Genomic DNA, 25,439 nt, shown 5'->3' with positions numbered 1-25,439 from the left:
AATTATCAATTCACTTTTGTTTTTAATGCTTTTCCCATTATTACATATGGAACATCATTTTTACTTGGATGAAATGGTTCTAATACATTTACCCAATCTAATCTTTCATATAACGAACGTGCTTTTTCATTGTTTATTTGTGTTGTTAAAACACTCGTTCTATTTGGAATCCCTTCTAGTAATTCATTATGTAATTTCGTTCCAAGACCTTCATTTTGATATTCTGGGTGGACTGCTAACTCTACAAATTCAAAACAATCTTGTAACCATTCGTCTACTTGCTCTAGATGTAACGCTTCTCTCATTAATTGATTATAGTACTGTCCCTCCATTGAGCGATAACCATAAGTAAAACCAACTACTTCATTTTCATCATTTATTGCTACTATACCTTTAAAACCTGTATATTCTATATGCCTATTCATTCGCTCGATCATTTCATTGAAATTTGTTTTCTCAAATACTTTACAATACAAATTTGCCATATTCCCAATTAGGATCTCATCTTTTTCAATGCTTATGAATTTCACTTTATTACCCCCTATTAAAACATTTATATCCTTAAATTTTTAAAAACAAAGAAAATTAACACTAATCACCCTCTTTACTATTAAACTACAAATCACCCTATATTTTCCACGATTACTTAGTATTAATGAATAATAAAAAGAGACCATGTAATATAAACATGTTCTCTTCTTTTATTCATTTTCAATTTTATCCCGCTATTTGCCGGGCAGTAAGACCCCCACCTCAAAATTCAGCGAAAGCAAAGAAGTTAGTTGGGGTTCGGGCTAATAATCAGCGGGGGCTGACACCCCACTGATTAAAGTTTCACTTTATATAATTAAAAATTAGATATTACTTAAGCCACTCGTTGCAAGTATTACTTAACTGCTGTAAATCTTCTATAAATTGACTCGCATCATATCCATCACAAACCGAATGATGTACTTGTAATGAAACTGGTAGCATAACCTTGTTTCCTTCGTTAAAATATTTCCCACAAGTTATAATTGGCAATAGAAAATTTTCATCATTATTAATATTAAGATTAAATCCAGTAAAACTAGTCCAAGGTATGCTAGAAATTGGAAATACATTAGGCGGAATATTTTCTTTCGTGAAAAAACCATGAACACTAGCATAGCATCTCATATCGTCTTCATAATTTTTATAGAAAGTGCGGAAATCACCTGAATAATCCGTCCATATACTTGAAAAAGACTTATCATCTTTATGAAAGATTGTATAACTCGGTATCATTTCCTCCCAATAGCCTAAAACTCCTTCATCGTTAAAACATGTTCGAAATTTTTTATGATTATTTACTACTCTAGAAATTAAATATATAAAAACGGGATAAAATTTTATTCCCTTTTGATATACTTCCTCTAATAACATCGTGATATCAACATTCACAGTCATACTAAATGTACATTTCAACTTAAAATAATGCTCAAAATACCGCTCTCTATTCCAATCTTCTCTATCAATTACATGAAACTTCATTCTAATAGCCTCCTAAAATTTTCTTTTTATTTTAGAAGGCTAATTCCCTTGCTCTTACCATACTTGTTCACTCCTAACAGTTTACAACTCACCCTAATTATTCATTTAATTATATAACATATGTAAGAATCAATTCACATATTTCTGGAAATCCATCCACATACTATAGATAAATCAAATGAAATTTGGAGGATACATACATGAATAACAAAAATATGAATAAAAAAGAAAATGTTACTGAAAACACTACATCTATTCAAAATAATAATACTGCAAATCTTACTATCGAAGAACAAGCAATGAACGGCTTATACGGGATGCCCGAAACAACAATTGAAGATGCTGATCACGCTGCAGCTGATGGTTTGACTTCAAAAAATTAATTAACTACATTGAAAAAAGCCAAGGAAAATATCCTTGGCTTTTTTAACTATGCATCCACCTTTTGTATTTCTTCACTCTTTCTTGAAAGTTTACCTGGCCAAAAAGCAAATCGGCCTAAAACTACTGTAATCGCGGGTACAAGTAACGGTCTTACGATAAACGTATCTAGTAATACGCCAATTGCAGTTACAATGCCAAATTGAACTAATACTTGAATTGGAAGTGTACCTAACACTGCAAAAGTTCCTGCTAAAATTAAACCTGCCGATGTAATAACACTACCTGTTTGTATTACACCATTTTTTACTGCATCCAAGTGATTTTGTGTCTTTCTGTTTTTCCATATTTCTGAAACCATAAAAATATTATAATCTTCACCTAAAGCAACTAAAAATACGAATGCGTACAACGGTATCGCACCTTGAATGGCCGGCGCTCCCATACCGTAATGAAGTAATACCCATCCTGCTCCTAACGCTGAGAAGAATGATAAGACAACAGTTACAATTAAATAAACCATTGCAACAACCGATCGTAAATAGACAAGTAATAGTAAAGCGATAATGCTAATCATTACTGGAATAATTACTGATTCATCACGTTCCGTAATTTGCTTTGTATCATATAATGAAGCTGTTTCTCCACCAATCCACAATTGCTCTTCAGCATTACTAATCCCAGCATCTTTTAATACTTTTTCCACACTGTTTTTCAATTTAGGAATTTGATCTAATGCTTCAATTGCGTATGGATTTTCCGCTAAAGAAACTTCATACATTTGTATTTGCTTATTTTCTTTTCCCTCTTTTGGCTCTTTCACTGTATTTACGAAAGAAAATTTCTCTAGTTCTTGTTTAATAGGAAGCTCTTTGCCTTTCGTATCAACAACAACTTTTATTGGTGCTAGTTCACCAGCTGAGAAATGATCACTAATTAACGTAAACCCTTCACGAGAAGGCATATCCTTTGGAAACGACTCTAATAAGTCATATGTGTATTGAATACGTGGTACGAATGAAGCCAATCCGCCTAATACAAATACAGTTAGCATAATTATTGTCCATGGTCTTCGTACTACAATATCTCCAAGTTTTTTACTAAAGGAGCCTTTTGATTTTTTAACTTTTACAGCCCTCTTTTTCTTTCTTGCAAACTCCTCATTCATTGAAGTTGTTCTCGGTATAAACGGGAAAAATGCAATTCTACCGAAAATTAATAATAGTGCTGGTAAAATCGTTAAAGCCGCGATTCCCATTATAAATACAGCAACACTAAATGGTACTGCAAATCGATGAAAGGCACCATAATGAGCAAGTAGTAATGTTCCTAATCCAAGTACAACAGTTAACGCACTCATTATTATTGCACCGCCAGAAGCTTTAATCGCAAGCTGCAATGCTTTATATTTACTTTCTTCTTCTAACAAGTACTCTCTATATCTCGAAATTAAAAATAGACAATAGTCCGTTCCAGCGCCAAACAATAATACTGTCATAATTGATATCGCTTGGGCATCTACTTTAATCCATCCGTGATCAGCTAAAAAACCGAGTGTAGGACTAATAATACCGTATGCAAAGCCAACAACAAGTATAGGTAAAATCGCTAAAATTGGTGAACGATACAGTAAAATTAACAAAACTAACACTAGTAGTACAGTAGCCACTAACAATTTCACATCTGCTTGACTAAATAAACTAACTGCATCCGTTTGAATACCTACAGGTCCTGATAATCGAACATGTAAACCAGATTCACTTATTTTTTGTTTAAATGGATCTTCATCCACCTTACTATTCACTATTTTTCTAAACTCTTCAAGATTTCCTTTTAATATATCCGTACCAGCAGATTTATTAAAAAATACCGGTGTAACAAATGATGTACCATCTTTTGACGCACTTTTTAATAATACTTGCTCTGGGATTGTATCAAATGGTGGTAACGTTGATTGTTCTTTTAAAGGACTAGATTTTAACTCTTTATAAACATCTTGTATGAGTTTATAATCCTGTGACTGTAATCCACCATCTCTATACCATACTACTAACAATGGATTCCCTGCATTATTCGGAAACTCTTTTTTCATAAGCGCTTCCGCTTGCTGTGACATAGCTGTTTCAGGTAAATTTTTCGGATTCGGTTCTTTCGTACTGTTTACTTGTGGTAACGTAAATGAAAGTAATAATGTAATAAGAACCCACACCGATAAAGTGATCCACTGCGTATTTCTCCCTGCTACAAGCCTCCCTAACATATGTAACGGGTGCTTTTTCATAAAAACCCACCTTCCTTTTTTCCTCCATTATTAATTATATATACTGGTCGGTTAATTAATCAAGAATGATTGAAAATTATGTTATAATTATCTCAATCATAAATGTCAGGAGCGAATGTATTTGGAACAAAAACAACGTCCTCTCGGAAGGCCGCGTCAAAATAAAAATACAAAATCTACAAAAGAAACCATTTTAGAAGTAGCAACCCGCTTATTTCTTACACAAAATTATCAAGTCGTTTCTATGGATGAGGTCGCAAAAGTTTGTGGTGTTACGAAAGCAACTGTCTACTATTACTATTCAACAAAAGCCGATTTATTTACCGCTACTATGATCGAAATGATGGTACGTATACGTGAGAATATGTCTCAAATACTCTCTACAAACAAAACTTTAGAAGAAAGATTATTAGACTTCGCTAAAGTTTACTTACACGCAACGATGGATATTGATATGAAAAATTTTATGAAAGATGCAAAACTGTCGTTATCTGAAGAACAATTGAAACAATTAAAAAATGCTGAAGATAATATGTATGAAGTACTAGAAAAAGCACTCGATAATGCGATGCACATCGGAGAAATTCCGAAAGGAAACGCTAAATTTGCGGCTCATGCTTTCGTATCTTTATTATCTATTGGGAATTTTAAAGATGAAAATCACAATCCTATTCTTGCAAATATAGATGAATTAGCACAAGAAATCGTTTCTTTTTATTGGAACGGATTAGGTCATTCATATTAAACAGATTTCCTTTAATAAAAAAGCATGTTTGAATTTTTTTCAAACATGTTTTTTTATAATTTAGCATCCATTATCTAAAAATTATTATCTTCGACTTTTATAAATTTTGAAGTTGAATCTTTATATTCCCCTTACTTAATCCCCCATGGTAACAAACTACAGATTCAATATCTAGATTTAAATACTTCTTCAAAGACTGCTGTGCTTCCTTAATATTTATAGTTGTTGGGGCGTGAATTCCTCCTAACATCCCATTCACACTATACATAGAGTCTCCTGCAACAAGAATTTTACTTTGTTTCAAATATAAACTAATATGACCCGGGGTATGCCCTGGAGTATGAAGAATTAGTATTCCACCGCAATACGGAAGTTCTTGCCCGTCAATCATAGTATCACTCACTTTTCCTTTTGGTCGGTTCTCTACATTTCCGTCCTTCAATAAAGGTAAATCCCCCTCGATATATGGCTTATCTAGTTCGTGCGCATAAACTTTAATATTACTTCGACAGCGCTGCAACAACTCCGGAAGACTACCTATATGATCAATATCCTGATGCGTCAAAATCACGACTTTTAACTTATCAAATGATACCCCAACCTTTTCCATCTCTACTTGTATATCTTCAATTTGTCCTGGGAAACCCGTATCTATTAATACTGCCATTTCATCATCCCATAAAAGAATTGGATGAATAACAAATTCTTGAAATTCAAGTTGTAACATTTCTATCCCTTTAGCAATCTCCATACAGCCATTCTCCTTTATGTTGAAGTTTGAAAATATGTACGAGTAAACTGAAAATATAAAGTGAAACTTTAATCCGTGGGGCTTTTACTACTCGGCAAATAGCGGGATAAAGCACCTCTATCTTATAATATGTTTTGTCATCCCAATAGAGAATGCTTCAAACCCTATAGATTCATAGTAAGATTGCAATTTTTCTACACACATAAGTTGTGGAATAACCTTGTTTTGTTCACAGTGTTGGATTAATCGTTTCACTATTTCTTTTCCGATGCCACTAGACTGATATTTTGGCAATACACCAACTCCACAAATAATGCCTGTTATGACTCCATCTGATATGACACGCCCCATCCCTACTAACCTCTTATCATCAAAAACATAAATTGCATACCAACTTTGCTTACACATTCGTTCTAACTCGTTAACCGTTAATTTAAGAGAATTCCATCCTAAAGATTCGTATAAGGATAATAATCCATTAAAATCTGTAGGATGTTCACTTATGTAGCGTATACTATTTTCCATGTCAATATTCCCTATTCTCTGGCTTGTTTATATTTCATAAAATTCCCTTTACACAAATCTGATTGATGTAAAAATAACTAGAACAAACTTCAATAAGAAAGATAGAATTCCTTCTCAATATAAAGTAAAAAGAAGTTATCTCACTTAAGATAACTTCTTTTATATAAGACTCTCATTATATTATCAACCAAAAAATATACAACTGCATACGATTAGCACAAACAAAACTAATAAACCATTTGAGAAATAACCCATTGAATACTACCCCTTTATTAAATTATGTAAAAGATTTTATCATAAAATGATTTACAACTTAATAACTGAAAAAGACATTGTATTCATTAGTTATATATGTTTAGTAATATTTTATTTTCGGTTATATTCTCGTTCCCTGAAAGTGCTTATCATACTCTTCTACTTCAGTTCATATAAGTTCAAAATATTAAATAATAAGTAAAAAAGACCTCCACCTTACGAGATCTTTTTTACTTATTTTCCAAATACACTAATTGATTCTTCCTCAATTACAAGTAAACAATTAGCATATTACATGATTTAATATCCCAATAGCCAATTCAACTCTATTAATTCGGTTCGACCTTAATATCCCCCTTTTGTTCCAAAAACTCAATAATCGTTTCACAGACTTTATCCATCTCCTCGATATCTGGGAAATGTCCACTATTTTCAAATATAACAAGTTTACCATTTTTCAATTGTCTCGTTATTCTATAACTCATTCCTACACCCGTGTTATAGTCATGCGCTCCAACTATGACACACGTATCAATTTCTAAACCTTTAATACGCTCAATAAGCGGTAAAGATGCTTTTGTTCCAAAAATAACTTTGCTCATCTTCCCTGTATTACTTAACTGACTTTCCTCCCAAAACCTTCTATTTAGCTTTGCAAATTCTTCATTTTTAAACAATAGTCGATCTACATTTTCTGTATCAACTATACTCCAAACTTGATTATATTTTTCTTTTAGCGCAATTTTCGACTTACTTATTTTCAATATTTGTTCTTTCATTTCCCCTTTCGTTACTTGTAGAAAACCTTCTATCTGCACAGTATACATATCATTAAAATCATCTAACGATGGTGCTTGTAATACCATTTGTTCAACATTTTTCGAATATTTCAAAGCATACTCTAAACAAAGTTGTCCACCAAAAGAGTAGCCTAACAAATTTATCTTCTCTACATGTAATTGCTTTCTTAATTCCTCTAAATCTTCGACTAGAGTATTGATTGAGTACTCACCGTCATCTTGTGGTGCCTCACTTCGTCCGCAACCTCTTTGTTCGTAATAAACTACAGTCATATTTCCTTCTAACTTCAAACCAAGCGTTCTTTCGAATACATAATGATTACCACCTGGACCACCATGTACTATAATAAGAGGGACTGTATTATGAGCTGTCCCTGCAACTTTACACCAATGCATAATCCCATTGATTTTCAAATAGTGTATACCATCTTGCAACATTAACTGATTCATTTATCTTCTCTCCTCATCGCTCACTTATTACTATCTAAATATATAAGTTCTGACCATTTACACTTTTTCCCTTTATATTCTTTAGACACTATCCTCATTTATAAGAATAGCTTTCTTATTCAAAAATAGATTTTTAAAAATTCCTACTCCCACAATTAATAAACCTATACCAACTAATTTATTTACTTGTAATGGAACACTCTCCATTCCAAATAATCCGAATGTATCAATGCATAACGCAACGACCAATTGAGTAATAAGACTAATTAGCACCGTATATGCTGGACCTAAACTCTTTATTGCACCCATTATACAAATAATTAACCCGATGCCAAACAGTCCACTTACATAAAACAAATAATTTGCAGTATACACTTTAATGCTAATACTGTTTTCTGTAATGATATAAAATAGAATAGAACTAATGAGACCTATTCCAAGGACACATGTAGTTGTTAACCACTGTCCTACATTTTCATTTACTTTTGCATTAAAAACAGATTGTACGCTAATTAATATTCCTGCTAATATAGCTAAACTAAATCCAATCAAAATCTTCCTCTCCCTTTCATTGCTCATATATATTATCTTTAGCGACTTCCTTCATTCTAGAAAAATCTTTAATTACAATAACTCCATTACTCTTTTCAATTAGTTTTTCATTATAAAATCTTTGTAATACCCGAATTACGTGCCTATAACTTACCCCTATAAAATCTGCAATACTCGTTACTGAAGTTGCATCCAAATCCCCTTTATACATATTCCCGTTACTATCTGTTGAAATTGAAAGCAAATAACTAGCTACACGTACTTCTACAGGATAAAGTAAATTAAGAGCAGTAAAACGAGTCGATATTTTTAACGTGTTGGCAATGTTTTCAAGCAAGAACTTCATAAATATAGGATCATGTAATAACTTGTTTCTAATAACCGTATTAGAAATAGAGATTGCTACAACATCTGAACAAGCCTCAACGACATTATGTGCTTTGCTATTTTGAATTAGTTCAATATCACCAACAATGGCCAATGGATTGATAAAGCGAAGAATTAGTTTCTTCCCTTCAGGTGTAATCGTATAAACTTTTACTTTCCCTTTAACAACAAAATATAAACGATCCATTTCGTCATCTATATTGCAAATAAGCTCGCCTTTTTCAAAGTGATTTAATTGAAAATATGCTGTATCTATTTCTGAAAAAACCTCGAGCGTTTTATTGATTTTCAAATAATGCGTAATTAAACTTGATCTATTCTCCATATTCATTTCCTCCTTTCATTTACATATTAAATACAACAATACCTATAATCATTACTATTGTTCCCACAATATGATATCTCTCCATCTGTATCTTTTTTATATGAAACAGTCCTTTCATTTCAATAACTGTTGCCGTTAACAATTGAGCAACCATTAGTGTGCCAGCTGTCAATGTAACTCCTAGTGAATATATCGCCATAGTTTCTGCGCAAATAATGAATCCACCAAATGCACCCGCTACTAAATATATTTTTTTTACACTCTTTAAATCCGTTACTTTCTCTTCTTTCTTTAACAAAAATACAGTTGTTGCAATAATGAATCCAATTAAATGGGTTATAATACTCGTCGACCATATACCGATATGTGAACTAAGTTTCGCATTAAAGGTTCCTTGAAGTGTTATAAATATCCCCGCAAAAACAGCAAATAGAATACCTTTCAAAAAATCATCTCCTCATCCTTTATTTCTGACTTAATTAAAAACCATCATCCTATAATGACAAAAGGACAAATGTCACATCACTATGAAAATAACTTGGAATGAAAAAAAACACACCTCAAAAATGCGAGATGTGTTTTTTATTTATATATATTGTTTTATAAATGAAAATTACGCTACATTAAAAGATTTCTTTTTCATAACAAACTTTGCAAATAAGAAACGTACAAGCGGTCCCATAATAATTAATTGTAATGGATATGCCATTATGAAATTTTTAATAAAAATCGAAAAATAAATTGAAACAAATGAAGCTCCTTGTAGTCCACCATGTAAATGCATCATAGCCATACCGAAAAATGACATAAAGAACACCATTCCGATTACCATAGTTGTCGCCATCGCAACGATAATATTTATTTTCTTAGATTTATCAAATGGCAACATGAATACAATTTTTTTCGCACAAGGTCCAACTATACTTATTTCAATTAATAGCGCAATAATAAAGCCAATTAATAGTTCTAATGCAATCTCTTTAATATAAATTGGTCCTCCTGTTTCATTCATTAGTAAATTGTAAAACGTCATTACGATAACCATTCCAAGGCACATCATCATGCCAAATTGGAGGTTTTCTTTTCTTGTTGTTGGCAAATTTCATCATCCTCTCTCTTTGAGTCTTTGTCATTATATCGACATTGGAACCCCCTTCGTAAGTGAACATTTTGTGAACAAATTTAAAACGTTTTCATGTATTTTCTTTACTTTCAACTCAAATTCTCACTTTTACTTATAAAGGTTTTATATATTTCAATGTTGAATTACTAAATTTAACATTGCATTACATTATTACTAGGAGGATAACCATGAATGAAACAGAATTTTACGCATATCACATCGTAACAAGGAAAAAAATGCATATCGGACAAATGATTCCTTTTAACAAAAATCAACACAATACTCTATATCACTTCTTTTTTGAAAGAGAACAATTAAATGCTAATGGTGAAGATGGCATACAAATTTTAAATAATCACTATAAAAATGACGAATTACATATAAATAATGAAAATGCTAAAGTAGTTATAAGTTATATGGATCAAACAATTAGAGCAGCTAGAGAAACCATTGTAGAAATGGTTAGACTACAAGAATTCCCTGAATATCCTTCCAGGTTATCTTGTTTATACGCTGCAAAAAGCTATGAAGATGCTTTAAAATGGAAAGCATTATTTGATTCTTACAATCGAGAAGTTTTACAGATTGTTAAACTACGAGTAATCGGAAGTTCTTTTGAAGGTGACGGGAATCTTTTACCAAAAGAAGATGGTATTCCTTTTTCTCAAAAAATCGAACAAGCTAGAAAGTATTGGAAAGGAAATATTAGAAATGAACTTCCTGAGCTACTGATTAATGGAGAAATTGAAGTGGTGGAAATTATTGATGACTTCTCCTCAATTCATATTTAATTTCTAACTAAATCATATAGGATGGAGATTACAATGAAGAAAAAAGTGTACTTCAATCATGATGGCGGCGTAGATGATTTAATTTCATTATTTTTATTACTTCAAATGGAAAACGTTGAACTTACCGGTGTATCTGTTATCCCAGCAGACTGCTATTTAGAACCCGCAATGTCTGCAAGTCGTAAAATTATTGATCGCTTCGGCAAAGGTAATATTGCAGTAGCCGCTTCAAACTCTCGCGGGCAAAACCCGTTTCCAAAAGACTGGCGGATGCATGCATTTTATGTAGATGCTCTACCAATTTTAAATGAGTCTGGAAAAGTTGTAACACCCGTGGTGGCAAAGCCTGCACATCACCATTTAATAGAAACACTTCTACAAACGGAAGGAAAAACAACTTTATTATTTACCGGGCCCCTAACTGACCTTGCTCGTGCATTATATGAAACTCCCATCATAGAAGATAAAATTGAACGTCTCGTTTGGATGGGTGGTACATTTCTTACAGCAGGCAATGTACATGAACCAGAGCATGATGGAACATCTGAGTGGAATTCGTTTTGGGACCCTGAAGCAGTGGCTCGTGTATGGGATGCAAAAATTAAAATCGACTTAGTGACACTAGAAAGTACAAACCAAGTTCCGTTAACTATAGACATACGTGAACAATGGGCAAAAGAACGAAAGTATATTGGTATGGATTTCCTTGGTCAATGCTATGCAATGGTTCCCCCTCTCGTTCACTTCTCAACGAACTCTACCTACTATTTATGGGATGTACTAACTACCGCGCTTGTCGGAAACACTAACCTTGCAAAAACTGAAACAATTAATAGTATCGTTCATACATACGGACCAAGCCAAGGACGTACAGAGGAAACTGCTGATGGACGACCTGTAAATGTCGTTTACGATGTAAAACACGATGTTTTCTTTGAATATATTACTAAATTAGCTAAAAAAGCTGCTACTTGAAACCTCAATAACACGAAAAAAATTTATTAAGAATGATATACTTTAATTAATATAACATGAGGTGATAAGATGGATTATGAGTTACTAAAAGAACGAATAGAAATTATAACTTCTAGAATTAAATACATAGGTGGTGAAGTTCAAGAAGTTTGTATAGATGAACCATCTTCCCTTGAACAAATAATCCAAGTAGAAGAAAAACTGGATATTAAACTACCAAATAGCTTCAAAAAAGTACTTTTAGAGTTCTCAGGAAATTTTAGCTTACGCTGGTTTTTACCTGACGATGTAGAGCTACCAAATGAATTTACTGATATTTTTTGCGGAACACCCCACTGGAGTTTAGAAAGTCTTTCTAAATTCGAAAAAGAACGTAAAGACTTGGTTGACGAGTTTTTTTCAAATTTAGATGATGAATATGATGTAGTTTGGCACAACAAATTAGCATTTTGTGAAGTGGGAAATGGAGATTATTTAGCATTTGATATGAAAGATGATATAGATGCTCCAATAATTTACCTAAGCCACGACGATGGAGAAGGACATGGGTATAAGATTGCGAATAATTTCATTGAATTCATTGAGAATTGGTCAAGAATAGCTTTTGTAGGATGCGAAGATTGGCAGTGGTTACCTTTCACTACCAGTTTTGAAAGTGGTATAAATCCAGATGATGAACCAGCCAAAAAATTTAGAAATTGCTTGGGACTTAATATTTAAAAGAGTATTGAATTAAATTTCAATACTCTTTTTGTGCAATTTAATTATATTTGATTAATGTAGTGTCTTACAGATTATTCATTTCATAACCATTGACAAAATACGTTATTTTTTCTAACTCATCTTCATTTAATTCTCTATCTAGTTCTTGTTTGTACGCTGCCTTTATCTTCTCTTCATCGCCCTTATGAGCTTCTGTATAAGTTCCTACTGCTTTTAACATGCGAATCTCTTGTAAAAACTCCTCTCGATTTATCGCTTCCCCATGAGAAAGAATATATGTCTCAGCATCAAATTTTTCTAATTCATCTATTAATGCAAACGTTCTTTTCGTCGTATAGTTCCACTTCGAGGAAAAAATATCTGCATATATACAGTCCCCTAAAAACAATATCTTTTCTTCTTTTATGTACATAACAACTGAATCATGTGCATGATCTCCGCCCACATGTTTTAACACGCATGTCACCTCACCAAGATCTAATTCCATTTGATCCTGGAACGTTAAGGCCGGAGGAATAATGTTAATATTTCTCGCTTTTTCTTCAAACTCTTTCTTGATGCAATCCGCACAAAATTCAATTTCAGTACCCTCTTTTACGCGTGCATCCAACGCTTCATCTGTCCATTCATAAGATACTATTGTCTGCATTTCTTTTTTCGTTTCAGCGTGCGAAATAGTTAATGCATTCCGTAATACAGATAATCCAAAAATATGATCCCAATGCCAATGCGTTAGTGCTACAAAATCAGGATTTGATACATTTTGTTCTTTTAACATTTCTAAAAATAATTGTGCATGTTCTTCTGAATTCCCTGCATCGATCATTAACGTTTTTTCTTTTCCAACAACCATTCCTAATATAGGTCTATCTGTTTCAGAAACAGGTGTCATATACCAAAATGAGTTTCCTATTTTTTTAATTTGTTGCATAACCAATTCCCCTTTTCATTTCCTCACTTAAGTTTAATATATAGATTATAACGAATCACTACTTTTTTCTCTATACTCAAACACAATTACTTGGACTAATCTAACTTTTCTTTTCGTAAGCTAAAAATAAGGGAATAGAATCGGAGTGTGATACTATGGAACGTTTATGGATCCCAATGATTGTAACATTTTTTTCGTTCGGTGGATTACTATTAGGCGGTGCTGTTGGAGTAGCAACACGCCAACTCATTGAAGAAAAGATGCATCGTTTATACGCATTATGTGGCGGTATTTTGTTTGGGTTATTGTCACTTGAAATTATTCCTGAAACATTTTCAAGCTATGAAATGATTGGACCTATACTTGGTATAGCTATCGGTATTTTAGTTATGGGCTTATTAGATAACTATTGTCACCATCCAATGATACATAAAAAAGATCAACAAGCATGGCAAACCTTTCTTTTTCTCTCTTTCGCTATATTTATTCATAATATACCGAGTGGATTTGCGTTAGGTACAGCTTTTATAAATCATAATGACTCTGCCATTCCCTTTTTAATAGCAATCGTCGTTCACCATATTCCAGAAGGATTAGCTTTAATTATTCCATTTCTTTTTACAAAACATAAATATATTTCCTTTTTATTAACGACTTTATTACTTTCTCTTATTCTCGGTACTGGCACAGTTTTTGGCATTTTGATGGAAGGAAAAGCTCTTCACCTGCAAGGCCTCATTATGGGAAGTGCTATTGGTTCACTTGGATATGTCACAATTCATGAAATGCTTTGGAAAGCTAAGAAACAGCTCTCTTTCCTTACATTTCTAATGTGGGCAACTAGTGGTTTTTTACTAATAACAGTGTTCACTTTATTCGCTGGTCATCATTAAAGTTGCTAAAGTGAAACTTTTGTTCCTCCCACACTGATTCTTGGATTACAAATAACCAGATAAATTTTCTTATTTGTATATTTTTCCTATTTTTCCAAAACATAATGTTATCTACCTATTATAAGGAGGAACAATTATGTTTGGGAAAACAGCCGGTGAAGCATTAGTTGATTTATTAATTGACTGGGGAGTAGAACACATATACGGCATGCCTGGAGATTCCATTAATTCTATCATTGAAGCTTTAAGAAAAAAACAAGATAAAATTAAATTCATTCAAGTTCGCCATGAAGAAGCTGGTGCATTAGCAGCGGCTGCCTATGCGAAATTAACAGGAAAACTTGGCGTTTGTATGGCAATTGCAGGACCTGGTGCTATTCATTTATTAAATGGTTTATATGATGCGAAACTCGATAAAGCCCCTGTTCTAGCAATTTCAGGTCAAGTAGAAACCGATTTACTTGGAACGGACTTTTTCCAAGAAGTAAATTTAGAAAGAATGTTTGATGATGTTGCGGTTTATAACCAGCGTATTATGTCAGCAGAGCAACTACCTGCCGTAGTGAATCAAGCAATTCGAATGGCTTATACGAAAAAAGGTGTATCCGTTCTTACAATTCCAGATGATGTCCCTAAATTCGAAGTAAAAAATGGTGCCCGTGTTACAAATACTTCTTTTACTTTGCCTGAGTTGTTTCCACAAAAAAACGATTTAGATGCAGCGAAACTCGCAATAAATGAAGCGAAAAGGCCTGTGATTTTAGCTGGAAAAGGAACAAAACATGCGAGAGAATCTTTACTTGCATTGGCAGAACATATTGGTGCTCCAATCGTACTTACATTACCAGCTAAAGGAATTATTCCTGATGAACACCCTCTTTGTATTGGTGGATTAGGATTAATTGGAACGAAACCTTCTTATGAAGCAATGAAGCATGCAGATACTTTAATTATGGTCGGTACTTCTTATCCGTTCACCGGCTTCTTACCTGAAAAAGCAAAAACAATTCATATCGATACAGATCCTGCCCAAATCGGGAAACGTTATGCGACAGATATTGGTTTAGCTGGTGATGCTGATAAAACATTACGATGGTTAATTGAAAATGTTGAAGAACACACAGACCATTCCTTCTTAGAACATCACCAAGAAATGATGAAAAAGTGGGAAGAAAAATTACACGATCAAGAAGAAGACTCTTCCATTCCAATTAAACCACAACGCGTTATGCATGCTCTGCAGCAAGTAGCACATGATGACGCAATTCTATCAGTCGATGTCGGAAATGTAACAGTATGGACCGCAAGACACTTCCGTATGACAAACCAGCAATTTGTCATTTCTAGCTGGCTCGCAACACTTGGTTGCGGTTTACCTGGTGCTCTTGCTGGAAAAATTGCATTCCCGGATAAACAAGTATTTGCAGTTTGTGGTGATGGCGGATTTGGAATGACGATGAATGACTTCGTAACAGCTGTAAAATATAAATTGCCAATCGTTGTCGTCGTATTAAACAATAATAAAATTGCGATGATTAAATTCGAGCAAGAAGTTATGGGTAATATCGAATTCGAAACAGATTTAACGAACCCTGATTTTGCAAAATATGCAGAGGCGTGTGGAGGTATTGGATACCGTGTTGAGAATTTAGATGAACTCCTTCCCGCTTTCGAAAATGCAGTAAAACAAAATAAACCGTGTATTATTGATGTAGTTGTAGATGCTAACGAAGCACCAATGCCAGCAAAAATCACATTTGGTCAAGCCGCTGGTTATACGAAGCATATGATAAAAGAATTATTTGAAGAAGGTAAGATTGATTTACCTCCACTTTAATCGAAAAAAGATAGCTGAAAACAATTTGTCTTCAGCTATCTTTTTTATTTTTGTATCTCTCTATAAAAAGAAAAGTCATTCATAGTTGGTTGTACTTGTTTCTCTACTTGTAATTCTTTACTTTCCCTCTCTAGCTTTCTCACATTTCCTAACTTAATCGCATCTTGCATGCCATTACTAATTAGATTTCCAGCTAAAATTGTCATACTATAAAAAGCAATCGGTATAAGTACAATCCATGTATGAGTAGTTAAATGACGGAAGTTTTGACCAATTAGGCCGGTCCATTCTTTTGTTACACTATCTGCCTCTGTACCAAAGATAATTGTTCCACCAAAAAATAACTCTAACAAGCCAAGATGCAAGAGAAGTAATAAAGTACTCACAAATTGTTGAGCAACAAGTAAAAAAAATGATGGTAATACGTGTGGCCATACGTGATTTTTCACTCTATGCCATTTACTGCCCCCAAGCACAGTTGCTGCCATCATAAATTCTTCTCTTTTTATCCGACGGACTTCCTGCGCTGTATATAACATAATTGTTGGTACCGCTAAACATGTAAGGATAACCATTTGAAATATTACCCTTAAATGAAACGGCTCTGGTACTGTCCCATTTTCAAACACTAAAACTTCCTTTAACACAAAAAAAGAAATCATAACCATAGGTACAATGCTGAACGGATCAAAAAAAGATGCTATAACTGGAAAAGAACGTTTGCTATACATACCAAGAAGCAAACCAATACCTCCTCCAACTATAACTCGTAGAATCGCTATAATTACGCTCGCACCAACTGTCCATTTCGCTCCTTCTATTATTAGCTGGAAAAGATCGCGTCCTTTCTCATCACTACCGAACCAAAATTTATTCGACGGTGAAAACGGAGCAGCCTCTAGTTCTCCTTTTTCGTTATACATCATCGTAAGTTCACGGATATTCCCATCGAAAAATAAAGTATTTCCAATACTAACAATCATAAGTACGCTTAAAAAAGTAACACCAAACCAAAATCTCACATCTCTTTTTACAACTTGCCACATGCTAAACACGCTCCTTTATTACATTTTGTAAAAACGTATGTAATAAACGAAATAGTATAAAAAGCGGTACGTATAATATAATTAAACTTACTGTAAATATTTCTAATTTTGAATTTTCTTTTACAAAAACAAACATACCGTACGTATTAAATATCCATTCAATAATATATAAATTTGATAACATAAATAAAATATTTGTTTTTGCATAATAGATTGTTGTTAACAAAACATTTCTTGAAATATGATTTGTTAAAATATGTCGTAAACTAAGCCCTTTACTTTTAGCAAATATACTATAATCTTTCTCTAATTCTTCTCTGAAACGTAATAGTAGTAGCTTAATAAATAATAGTGTTGTAGGCAAAGTTAGACATATTATTGGCAATAGGTGAGCCCTTTCCTCCCCAATCCCCGCTAGTTTCACTGGCATAAAGCCTGTCTTTTGAAAGATTATTACGACTAGAAGTTGCGATAATAAAATTATTAAAATATCTGGGATGCTTTCAAGTACGACAAAAATCCCATTCCACATTCGTTGCTTTGATTGAGACCGTTGTAATACCCACACAACGAGAACATACGCAATAAGTAATGACAGTAAAAATGCCGAAATAAATACAAACATTGTCTCTAAATAATGAATCCATATTTGCGGAAATAATTTCCTCGAATCTCGAAATCCATATGTAATTTCCCAAGGTTGGAGTAACTTTCCTCCAATAAACACAATCGTGTTCCAAAAACCAATTAAATCAATTTGTAATCCCTTAAATAATCGAGGAAGCGCACCTAAACAGATTATACATAGAATTGCAGCGAATAATTGTAAACAAGTAATCCCACACCACTTAGCAGTTCGCATCAACATAACTATTACCCCCTTTAAAAAGAATATTCAGAAAAAATAAACCTCTTTAACCACACCTTGAATTCTCTTTTTCCCACTTAGTAAAATAGCTTGGAATAAACACGTAACAAAAAATAATCAACCAAACACGATAAATCCCAAAAGTAATTTTTTTAAAGTTTCATTTTGGTATATATACCTAATCCCTTCTTTAAACTCTGTTATTAACATCTTCAAATTAACTTCTTTCCATTTTGTTCTACCATTTGGTAAACGAACTTTTTCTGGAATGGAGATCGTTTGAATCAAAATACCACTCGTAATAAAAGTAAGTATATTTACTAAAATGCTCCCGTAAATTCCAAAAGTCCAGTACACCATCGTTGCAATTCCTACACCAAACAAAGCATACAAACTATTTACCATTTGATTAATACCCGCTGCTGCACCATATTGGTCTGATTCAACTACTCCCTGTATCATCGATTGTTCTGATGGAGAGAAAAATTGTATACATGCATTTTCCAAAAATAAAAATATAAAGACAAGTATAATCATCCCGTAATAAAGCGAAATTAGGATTCCAATATTACAGAGCGAACAACATATGTTACTTACTGTACAAATACGTTGTCTATCAAATCGATCCACTACTGTCCCTACTAATAGAAAAAAGATTAATGCAGGTAATGCAATCATAATTTTTGTCATCGTTGCGTAAACTGGTTGTTTTCCGTATTGATCTAACAAGTAAAACATTAAAGAAATTCCAGCAATCATAGAACCGAGTCGCTCTAAAATATTTGCTAGAAAAAACGTGCATACACTTTGTTGCGAAATAACTGTAGCATTTCTTTCATACTTCGTATCCTTCCTCTCGACAAAATAGTATTGTTTTAGTCATTTATTGGAAGTTACATATATTTTTCGACCATTATCCAATCTTTTCCTTCTTTATAAAAAACATAAAAAAAGAGCCCTTATTCTCAACACAAGGACTCTTTTCATAAACTATTTAGCTACCTCTTCTTTCGGCATTACCATACCTTTATAAAGTTGAACAGTTATCCAGTAATAGATGAAATAAATGACTAAGAATATCCCAATTGGCACCCACACTTTTACAAACGGGTCAACTAATATAAAGCTGAATAAGTTAAGCCCTACTAAAACGTGAGAAATGCCAATGATTGCTGGGAAGATAAATAAATATGAAATTTCTTTATATATACTTTTCGTTAACATACTGCGTCTCACACCAATTTTTCGTAACATTTCATAACGGCGTACGTCGCGAGAAGCACCTGTTAATATCTTGAACATAAGGGAACTTGCCATCATTGCTAAAAAGGCAATTCCGAGGAAAAATCCCATAAACATTGTTCCGCTCATGAAGCTGTTCATAAACTGATAAATTGTCATTTTCGTAAATAAGTCTACCTTTTCACCTGTTGCTTTTTCAATTTGTGCTTTTTGTCTCTTGTCTATTTCGATCAATAACGGTTTATATTTTTTCATATCATCTACTTTTGCTAATGTTACAGTGTGTTCTGTTCCTTGAATTCCTTTATAATGCTCTTCGTCTGCAATTCTTACTGGTTTTCCGTTAAATTGATTATGCGTAATTTGTATCTCTCTTACAACTGCGTCTTCCCAATCCTTTGGCATACGAGGGAATTTTGCTAATTCAGGAGCCTCTAAAGCTGAATATACAGGTTCTGTTAAAGGTTCAGTCACACGTTTACGAACAGGCTCTTTTAACGTTTTTGTATCAAAATGGTCTGAAACAAGTGGTGGTTTCGCAGTTAAGTCGTTACGTAAATAATAAACCGCTTCTCCATCTACTTTATAGTTGTACTTGCTTTCTTCAACAATTTCCATTTTTTTTAAGGCAGCTTTGTCTTGATCATTCGGATCATGAATTACAACATCATATACACGAGAAAAGTCTGTCATAATACCTACATTTTTTTGGAAAGCCATACCTGCCGTCATCGCACCTGCGCCTAATGCAATTAACATCGCTACAGTACCTAATACTCTCGATAAACTATTTACTCGAAAGCGTAGCTGTGCATATGTAAAACTATTTAGACCAGTTTCATTTCGTTTTTTATTCCCCTTAATTTTCATCACAAAAAATGGGAGTAATGAACTAAAGATAAAATATGTTCCAAGTGTTGTAACGATGGTTGCTATAATAAAACCTAATTCAGCATATATTTTTACATTCATCATAAAATAGTACCCTATACTTACTAGTAATACACCAAGTACTGTCATTATAATAATGCGAGTTTTACTTTTCTTGACTTCATCTAGTGTTTCATCTTCACGAATTAACTCTAGTTCAGTTTTACGTAACAATCGGACACTGTTCATTAAGCCAGTAATGAAAAATAGTATTAAGAAGAAAATAGCTGTAACTAAAATTGCTGGTGTGTATACAGATGCATAACTACCTTTTGCTGAAATTTCCATTCCATTCATTAAAAAGTTTCCTGCTACACTTGCAAGTAACATCCCTACTAAAATACCGATAATAATACTGACAATACCCATACCGAATGTTTCAATAAATAATAACTGTGCTACTTTTTTCTTTTTTGCACCAAGCATCATGTACATACCGAGTTCTTTTCTTCTTAACGTGAGTAAGAAAGAGTTGGCATATATAATATAAAATACAGTAATGAAAGATAATAGTATTGCACCTACCCAAAAGACGAGTCTAATACTACTAATTAGGCTATTATCTTTCGTAAATTCACTATTCATCGCCATCGTTTGGAACATATAGAAAATACTAATACTAATAACGAGGCCAATAAGTAAAACCATATAATCTTTTAACATTTTTTTCATACTATGACGTGATAATTTAAATAACATAGTTTCGCCCCCTACTTAGACTCAGCAGCTGAGCCCATATGAGCGAGCACACCTAAAATGTCTTGATAGAAATTCTCTCTAGTGCCTTGACGATTTAATTCTTTATAAAGAAGACCATCTTGAATAAATAAAATACGCTCACAATAACTTGCACTAAATGCATCATGTGTAACCATCAAAATACTTACATTGTGATTTTCATGTAAATCTTGCATTGCTTCTAATAAACTTTTTGCGTTTTTACTATCAAGCGCACCTGTCGGTTCATCTGCTAATACAATTGCTGGATTATGTACTAAAGCTCTTGCCGCCGCTGTTCTTTGCTTTTGTCCACCAGAAACAGCAGTTGGATATTTTGTTAAAATTTCAGTAATTCCTAATTTCTTCGCAACGTCATTTACCTTTCCAGTAATCTCACTTGATGGTACGCCTTGCAGAGAAAGTGGTAAAGCTATATTTTCATAAATTGATAAGTTTTCTAGTAGATTAAAATCTTGAAAAATGAAACCTAATTTTTGAGAGCGAAAATCAGATAACGCATTGCCCTTCATAGAAGTAATATTTGTACCAGCTATCGTCACACTACCACCTGTCGCTTGGTCAAGTGTACTTATCACATTAAGTAAAGTCGTTTTTCCAGACCCAGAAGGACCCATAATCCCGACAAATTCTCCTTCTTTAATACTTAACGATACACCCCTTAATGCTTTTGACTGATTCTCATTTCTTTTTCCATACGTTTTTTCTACACTTTCTACAGTAACTACATTTGTTGACATCTCTTTCACTCCATCCCTTTTGTATAAAATTAATTTCTCACATATTTCTTATTATTTTGTCATGTAAATCCTTAAGATTTTTTTAATTATTCATTCAATAAGAGTTACACCTGTAACATGAACCTATTTCCTACTTCATATTCTCATTTTTCTACAACTCGTTCCCTCGATTTCGCTTACATTTACCTTACATTTTTGTAAGATAAAAAAGAAAACACGCTAATTTCTAATAGTGTGTTTTCTTTACAATCAATATTTTCTATTCTTTATTTCTTCTTCAATAGTTGCCACAAATACATCTAGTGCAATAACTTCTGACTTCTCTTCTCCATATTTACGTACATTTACAGCTCCGTTTTCCATTTCCTTATCCCCAATAACAAGAACATACGGTACTTTTTGCATTTGTGCTTCTCTTATTTTATATCCTAATTTTTCATCTCGTGCATCTTGTTCAACACGAACTCCAGCTTGTGCTAATTTAAGTGCAATCTCATTGGCATATTGTTCATGTACTGCATTTGAAACTGGAATTACTTTCACTTGAACTGGTGCCACCCATGCCGGGAACGCACCTCCAAAGTGCTCAATCAATATTGCTAAGAAGCGATCTAATGACCCTAAAACTGCCCTGTGAATAACAACTGGTCTTTTCTTTTCATTATTTTCATCTATATAATTTAAATCAAATTTCTCTGGCATTTGGAAATCAAGCTGGATTGTTCCGCACTGGTGACTTCTATTTAAAGCATCTTTAATATGAAAATCAATTTTCGGCCCGTAAAATGCACCGTCACCTTCATTTAGTCTATATTTATAATTTAGCGATTGTAATACATTTTCTAATGCTGCTTCTGCTTGCTCCCATAATTTATCGTCACCCATTGAATCTTCTGGACGAGTAGAAAGCTCTACTTCATATTCGAATCCAAAAGTTTTATATACGTAATCAATTTGCGCCATTACGGATTTGATTTCATTTTCAATTTGTTTTGGAGTTACAAATAAATGTGCATCATCTTGGCAGAAAGTACGTACTCTTAATAATCCGTTTAACGCACCACTAAATTCATGGCGATGTACTTGACCGAATTCACACATACGAATCGGTAATTCACGATAAGAATGCAATTTATTTTTAAACATAAGCATGTGCCCTGGACAGTTCATCGGTTTTAATGCAAAACTTTTATTATCTACTTCAGAGAAATACATATTATCTTTATAATGTCCCCAGTGCCCTGATCTCTCCCATACTTCTTGGTTCATCATGAACGGAGTGCGTACTTCTTGATAATTGTACTCTTTTTGAATTTCTCTTAAAAATGCTTCCAATTCGTTACGAATCATTTGTCCTTTCGGTAAATAAAACGGCATTCCCGGAGCCTCTTCAGAAAACATAAATAACTCAAGCTCATTGCCTAACTTACGATGATTTCTTTTTGTTGCTTCTTCAACGAAATGTAAATACTCTTCTAATTCTTTTTGAGAAGAGAATGCAACACCATATATGCGCTGAAGCACTTGGTTATTACTATCACCTCGCCAATATGCACCGGAAACGTGAGTTAATTGAAATGCTTTCAAATAACCTGTTGATGGTAAATGTGGCCCTCTACATAAATCTACAAACTCACCTTGTTTATATAGTGTTACACTTTCCCCACTAGGAATTGCTTCTAAAAGTTCTAATTTCAAGCGATCGTTCATTTCTTGAAACAGTTTTGCTGCTTCTTCTCGAGAAACCTCAACTCGTTCTATCTTTATATTTTCATTTATAATCTTTTTCATTTCTTTTTCGATTTTTCGTAAATCTTCTACGTTTACACTACTTGGAAGATCCATATCATAATAAAATCCATTTTCAATAACAGGCCCCACCCCAAGATTTATATCACCATACATTCTTTTTACAGCTTGCGCTAAAATATGTGCCGCAGAGTGTCTTGTAATTTCTACACCTTCATTTGAATCTATAGTAATGATTTCTACTTCCGCATTTTCTTCAATATTTCGGCGTAAATCATATAACCCATCATTCACTTTCCCCGCGACTGCTTTCTTTTTCAAACTACTGCTAATGGATCCCGCAATTTCTTCTAAAGTAATTCCTTTTACAAATTCTTTCACGCTACCATCTGGAAATTTAATTTCAATCATTTGTTCTTTCATTTTTCATCTCTCCATTTCATAATAAAAAGCACACTCATCCCTAACATAGGGACGAGCGTGCTTTTACCCGTGGTTCCACCCAGATTCCCATCACAAAATGCAATGGCTTCTTTTACGGTAACGTCGTTTATACGGCACTAGATACTTAATTTCCCCAGTGCAGCTCTAAGGTGGTAAGTTATTTTTCTGCGTTAGGAAGTTCTCAGCTTTCCTTCCTTCTCTGTATAACCGGGTAAAATAACTCGTGTCCTTTTCTTCGCTTATTATGAAATTGAATGCAAAAAAGCATATTCATCCCTAAATATAGGGACGAATATGCTTATATCCGTGGTTCCACCCAGATTCCCATCACAAAAAACATAATGGCTTCTTTTGCGATAACGTCGCATACACGGCACTAGATACTTAATTTCCCTAGTGCAGCTCTAAGGTGGTAAGTTATTTTTCTGCGTTAGGAAGTTCTCAGCTTTCCTTCCTTCTCTGTATAACCGGGTAAAATAACTCGTGTCCTTTTCTTTGCTTTTTGTAAAACATCCATTTATTGTTATTTAATATATCTTATTCATTTTATTTTTGCAAGTGTTTAAAAAAATTATTTATTTAATTAAAAAAGTGAAACCAAATTTTTTTGGTTTCACTTCACAATTTTACCAATCTTGTGGTTCGTAATTTAAGTCTGCAAATAGACGTCTTTTCTCTTTCTTTGTTAAATCTCTCCACTGCCCAACTGGTAAATTATTCAATTCAATATTCATAATTCTCGTACGTTTTAACGTGTATACTTGATAACCTAAAGCTTCACACATACGGCGAATTTGACGATTTAGCCCTTGTGTTAAAATAATTTGGAACTCATATTTTGATAACTGTGTAACCTCACAAGGAAGCGTTTTTGTTCCTAAAATTTTAACACCCGCTGCCATTTTCTCTAAGAAATCAGGTGTAATTGGCTTATCTACTGAAACGATATATTCTTTCTCATGTTTGTTTTCAGCACGTAAAATCTCATTAACAATATCGCCATCATTCGTTAACAAAATTAAACCGTCAGAGTCTTTATCAAGACGTCCAATGTGACTAATTCTTAAAGGATGATTCACTAAATCGATAATATTACCTTTTACTGATTTTTCACTCGTACATGTAATACCTACTGGTTTATTTAAAGCGATATATACGTGGTCTCGAGCAATTCGAAGCTGCTCTCCATTTACTCGTACATCATCACCTGGGTTCACTTGGTCACCAATTTTTGCAACCTTACCGTTAATAATTACTCTTCTCTCATTAATTAGTTTATCCGCTCCACGTCGAGACGCTTTTCCAGCTTCACTAATAAATTTATTGATACGCAAATTAGGCACATCCTTTTCTAAAAAAATTTCAAGCTCACACTGCTTCTACCGTACAATACAAAAGGGTAAGCCTCCTATTATAACTTAAATATATTAACATGGAAGGGTATA

The 25,439-nt window shown here is 33.4% G+C and carries 24 protein-coding genes, 1 pseudogene and 2 other annotated features; of the genes and pseudogenes, 7 read left to right on the top strand and 18 right to left on the bottom strand.

Annotation, left to right across the window (positions count from 1 at the left end):
• Positions 1 to 5: 5 nt before the first annotated feature.
• Both GD442_RS11235 and catA read right to left on the bottom strand, forming a co-directional pair.
• The gene (locus GD442_RS11235; RefSeq protein ID WP_000668806.1) at positions 6 to 530 is read right to left on the bottom strand and encodes a GNAT family N-acetyltransferase; all 525 of its coding nucleotides are present in this window, start codon (positions 528 to 530) and stop codon (positions 6 to 8) included.
• A 331-nt stretch (positions 531 to 861) separates the two neighbouring features.
• On the bottom strand, positions 862 to 1,512 hold the full coding sequence (catA, locus tag GD442_RS11230; RefSeq protein ID WP_000668540.1) for a type A chloramphenicol O-acetyltransferase: 651 nt from the start codon (positions 1,510 to 1,512) through the stop codon (positions 862 to 864).
• A gap of 200 nt (positions 1,513 to 1,712) precedes the next feature.
• On the opposite strand from catA, the gene GD442_RS11225 reads away from it, so the two are divergent.
• Complete coding sequence (locus GD442_RS11225; RefSeq protein ID WP_001060658.1) at positions 1,713 to 1,895, top strand: DUF4021 domain-containing protein; 183 nt, start codon at positions 1,713 to 1,715, stop codon at positions 1,893 to 1,895.
• A gap of 47 nt (positions 1,896 to 1,942) precedes the next feature.
• Here GD442_RS11225 and GD442_RS11220 read toward each other — a convergent pair whose 3' ends face one another.
• Positions 1,943 to 4,174, bottom strand: a complete 2,232-nt coding sequence (locus GD442_RS11220) for an MMPL family transporter (protein WP_000716593.1) — start codon at positions 4,172 to 4,174, stop codon at positions 1,943 to 1,945.
• 121 nt (positions 4,175 to 4,295) lie between these two features.
• Here GD442_RS11220 and GD442_RS11215 point away from each other — a divergent pair, with 121 nt between their 5' ends.
• Complete coding sequence (locus GD442_RS11215; protein ID WP_000436025.1) at positions 4,296 to 4,919, top strand: TetR/AcrR family transcriptional regulator; 624 nt, start codon at positions 4,296 to 4,298, stop codon at positions 4,917 to 4,919.
• Between the two features lie 97 nt (positions 4,920 to 5,016).
• Here the strand turns inward: GD442_RS11215 and GD442_RS11210 are convergent, their stop codons facing one another.
• From GD442_RS11210 to GD442_RS11180, 7 genes are all read right to left on the bottom strand, one after another.
• Positions 5,017 to 5,670 (bottom strand): MBL fold metallo-hydrolase, encoded by a 654-nt coding sequence (locus GD442_RS11210; protein WP_000401476.1) that lies wholly within the window; start codon positions 5,668 to 5,670, stop codon positions 5,017 to 5,019.
• Between the two features lie 117 nt (positions 5,671 to 5,787).
• Positions 5,788 to 6,195, bottom strand: coding sequence for a GNAT family N-acetyltransferase (locus GD442_RS11205; RefSeq protein ID WP_000431726.1), 408 nt, complete (start codon positions 6,193 to 6,195; stop codon positions 5,788 to 5,790).
• A 584-nt stretch (positions 6,196 to 6,779) separates the two neighbouring features.
• The gene (locus tag GD442_RS11200; RefSeq protein WP_001072682.1) at positions 6,780 to 7,700 is read right to left on the bottom strand and encodes an alpha/beta fold hydrolase; all 921 of its coding nucleotides are present in this window, start codon (positions 7,698 to 7,700) and stop codon (positions 6,780 to 6,782) included.
• 81 nt (positions 7,701 to 7,781) lie between these two features.
• A complete protein-coding gene (locus GD442_RS11195) occupies positions 7,782 to 8,252 on the bottom strand; it encodes a DMT family transporter (protein ID WP_000579028.1) in 471 nt (156 codons plus the stop codon).
• A gap of 16 nt (positions 8,253 to 8,268) precedes the next feature.
• Positions 8,269 to 8,964, bottom strand: coding sequence for a Crp/Fnr family transcriptional regulator (locus GD442_RS11190; RefSeq protein ID WP_000431609.1), 696 nt, complete (start codon positions 8,962 to 8,964; stop codon positions 8,269 to 8,271).
• A gap of 19 nt (positions 8,965 to 8,983) precedes the next feature.
• Positions 8,984 to 9,409 carry a DMT family transporter gene (locus tag GD442_RS11185; protein ID WP_000676258.1) on the bottom strand — a complete coding sequence of 142 codons (426 nt, stop codon included), beginning with the start codon at positions 9,407 to 9,409 and terminating at the stop codon, positions 8,984 to 8,986.
• Positions 9,410 to 9,577: 168 nt separating this feature from the next.
• Positions 9,578 to 10,063 (bottom strand): DUF2798 domain-containing protein, encoded by a 486-nt coding sequence (locus tag GD442_RS11180; protein ID WP_001143404.1) that lies wholly within the window; start codon positions 10,061 to 10,063, stop codon positions 9,578 to 9,580.
• 212 nt (positions 10,064 to 10,275) lie between these two features.
• On the opposite strand from GD442_RS11180, the gene GD442_RS11175 reads away from it, so the two are divergent.
• From GD442_RS11175 to GD442_RS11165, 3 genes are all read left to right on the top strand, one after another.
• Positions 10,276 to 10,878, top strand: coding sequence for a DUF2441 domain-containing protein (locus GD442_RS11175; RefSeq protein WP_001005956.1), 603 nt, complete (start codon positions 10,276 to 10,278; stop codon positions 10,876 to 10,878).
• A gap of 21 nt (positions 10,879 to 10,899) precedes the next feature.
• Positions 10,900 to 11,853: a nucleoside hydrolase gene (locus GD442_RS11170; protein WP_002041101.1), complete on the top strand. Its 954-nt coding sequence runs from the start codon at positions 10,900 to 10,902 to the stop codon at positions 11,851 to 11,853.
• Positions 11,854 to 11,922: 69 nt separating this feature from the next.
• Positions 11,923 to 12,573, top strand: coding sequence for an SMI1/KNR4 family protein (locus GD442_RS11165; protein WP_000384347.1), 651 nt, complete (start codon positions 11,923 to 11,925; stop codon positions 12,571 to 12,573).
• Between the two features lie 67 nt (positions 12,574 to 12,640).
• On the opposite strand, the gene GD442_RS11160 is transcribed toward GD442_RS11165, so the two are convergent.
• Positions 12,641 to 13,507 carry an MBL fold metallo-hydrolase gene (locus tag GD442_RS11160; RefSeq protein WP_001184098.1) on the bottom strand — a complete coding sequence of 289 codons (867 nt, stop codon included), beginning with the start codon at positions 13,505 to 13,507 and terminating at the stop codon, positions 12,641 to 12,643.
• 155 nt (positions 13,508 to 13,662) lie between these two features.
• Between GD442_RS11160 and GD442_RS11155 the strand changes: the two genes are divergently transcribed.
• Entirely contained in the window at positions 13,663 to 14,400 is a 738-nt protein-coding gene (locus tag GD442_RS11155; RefSeq protein WP_000440615.1) for a ZIP family metal transporter, read from the top strand.
• 136 nt (positions 14,401 to 14,536) lie between these two features.
• Positions 14,537 to 16,237: a pyruvate oxidase gene (locus GD442_RS11150; RefSeq protein ID WP_000467241.1), complete on the top strand. Its 1,701-nt coding sequence runs from the start codon at positions 14,537 to 14,539 to the stop codon at positions 16,235 to 16,237.
• 44 nt (positions 16,238 to 16,281) lie between these two features.
• On the opposite strand, the gene GD442_RS11145 is transcribed toward GD442_RS11150, so the two are convergent.
• The 7 genes and pseudogenes from GD442_RS11145 to rluF all read right to left on the bottom strand — a co-directional run bounded on the left by GD442_RS11145 (position 16,282) and on the right by rluF (position 25,328).
• Positions 16,282 to 17,283, bottom strand: coding sequence for an ABC transporter permease subunit (locus tag GD442_RS11145; protein ID WP_000267876.1), 1,002 nt, complete (start codon positions 17,281 to 17,283; stop codon positions 16,282 to 16,284).
• A gap of 1 nt (position 17,284) precedes the next feature.
• Positions 17,285 to 18,151, bottom strand: coding sequence for an ABC transporter permease subunit (locus GD442_RS11140; RefSeq protein ID WP_000929103.1), 867 nt, complete (start codon positions 18,149 to 18,151; stop codon positions 17,285 to 17,287).
• 120 nt (positions 18,152 to 18,271) lie between these two features.
• A pseudogene (locus tag GD442_RS11135) lies at positions 18,272 to 18,990 on the bottom strand (MFS transporter); the annotation flags it as partial.
• A gap of 151 nt (positions 18,991 to 19,141) precedes the next feature.
• Complete coding sequence (locus GD442_RS11130) at positions 19,142 to 21,022, bottom strand: FtsX-like permease family protein (protein WP_000897857.1); 1,881 nt, start codon at positions 21,020 to 21,022, stop codon at positions 19,142 to 19,144.
• A gap of 11 nt (positions 21,023 to 21,033) precedes the next feature.
• On the bottom strand, positions 21,034 to 21,801 hold the full coding sequence (locus tag GD442_RS11125; RefSeq protein ID WP_000106426.1) for an ABC transporter ATP-binding protein: 768 nt from the start codon (positions 21,799 to 21,801) through the stop codon (positions 21,034 to 21,036).
• A gap of 249 nt (positions 21,802 to 22,050) precedes the next feature.
• The gene (thrS, locus tag GD442_RS11120; protein WP_000663062.1) at positions 22,051 to 23,973 is read right to left on the bottom strand and encodes a threonine--tRNA ligase; all 1,923 of its coding nucleotides are present in this window, start codon (positions 23,971 to 23,973) and stop codon (positions 22,051 to 22,053) included.
• Positions 23,974 to 24,017: 44 nt separating this feature from the next.
• Positions 24,018 to 24,239 (bottom strand) — a binding site (T-box leader).
• A 36-nt stretch (positions 24,240 to 24,275) separates the two neighbouring features.
• Positions 24,276 to 24,499: a binding site (T-box leader), on the bottom strand.
• A gap of 121 nt (positions 24,500 to 24,620) precedes the next feature.
• Positions 24,621 to 25,328 (bottom strand): 23S rRNA pseudouridine(2604) synthase RluF, encoded by a 708-nt coding sequence (gene rluF, locus GD442_RS11115; RefSeq protein WP_001222171.1) that lies wholly within the window; start codon positions 25,326 to 25,328, stop codon positions 24,621 to 24,623.
• Positions 25,329 to 25,439: the final 111 nt, after the last annotated feature.

The sequence above is a fragment of the Bacillus sp. A260 genome, assembly GCF_009861435.1.
GTDB classification, from domain to species: domain Bacteria; phylum Bacillota; class Bacilli; order Bacillales; family Bacillaceae_G; genus Bacillus_A; species Bacillus_A cereus.
This window is presented reverse-complemented; position numbering and strand designations above follow the sequence as displayed.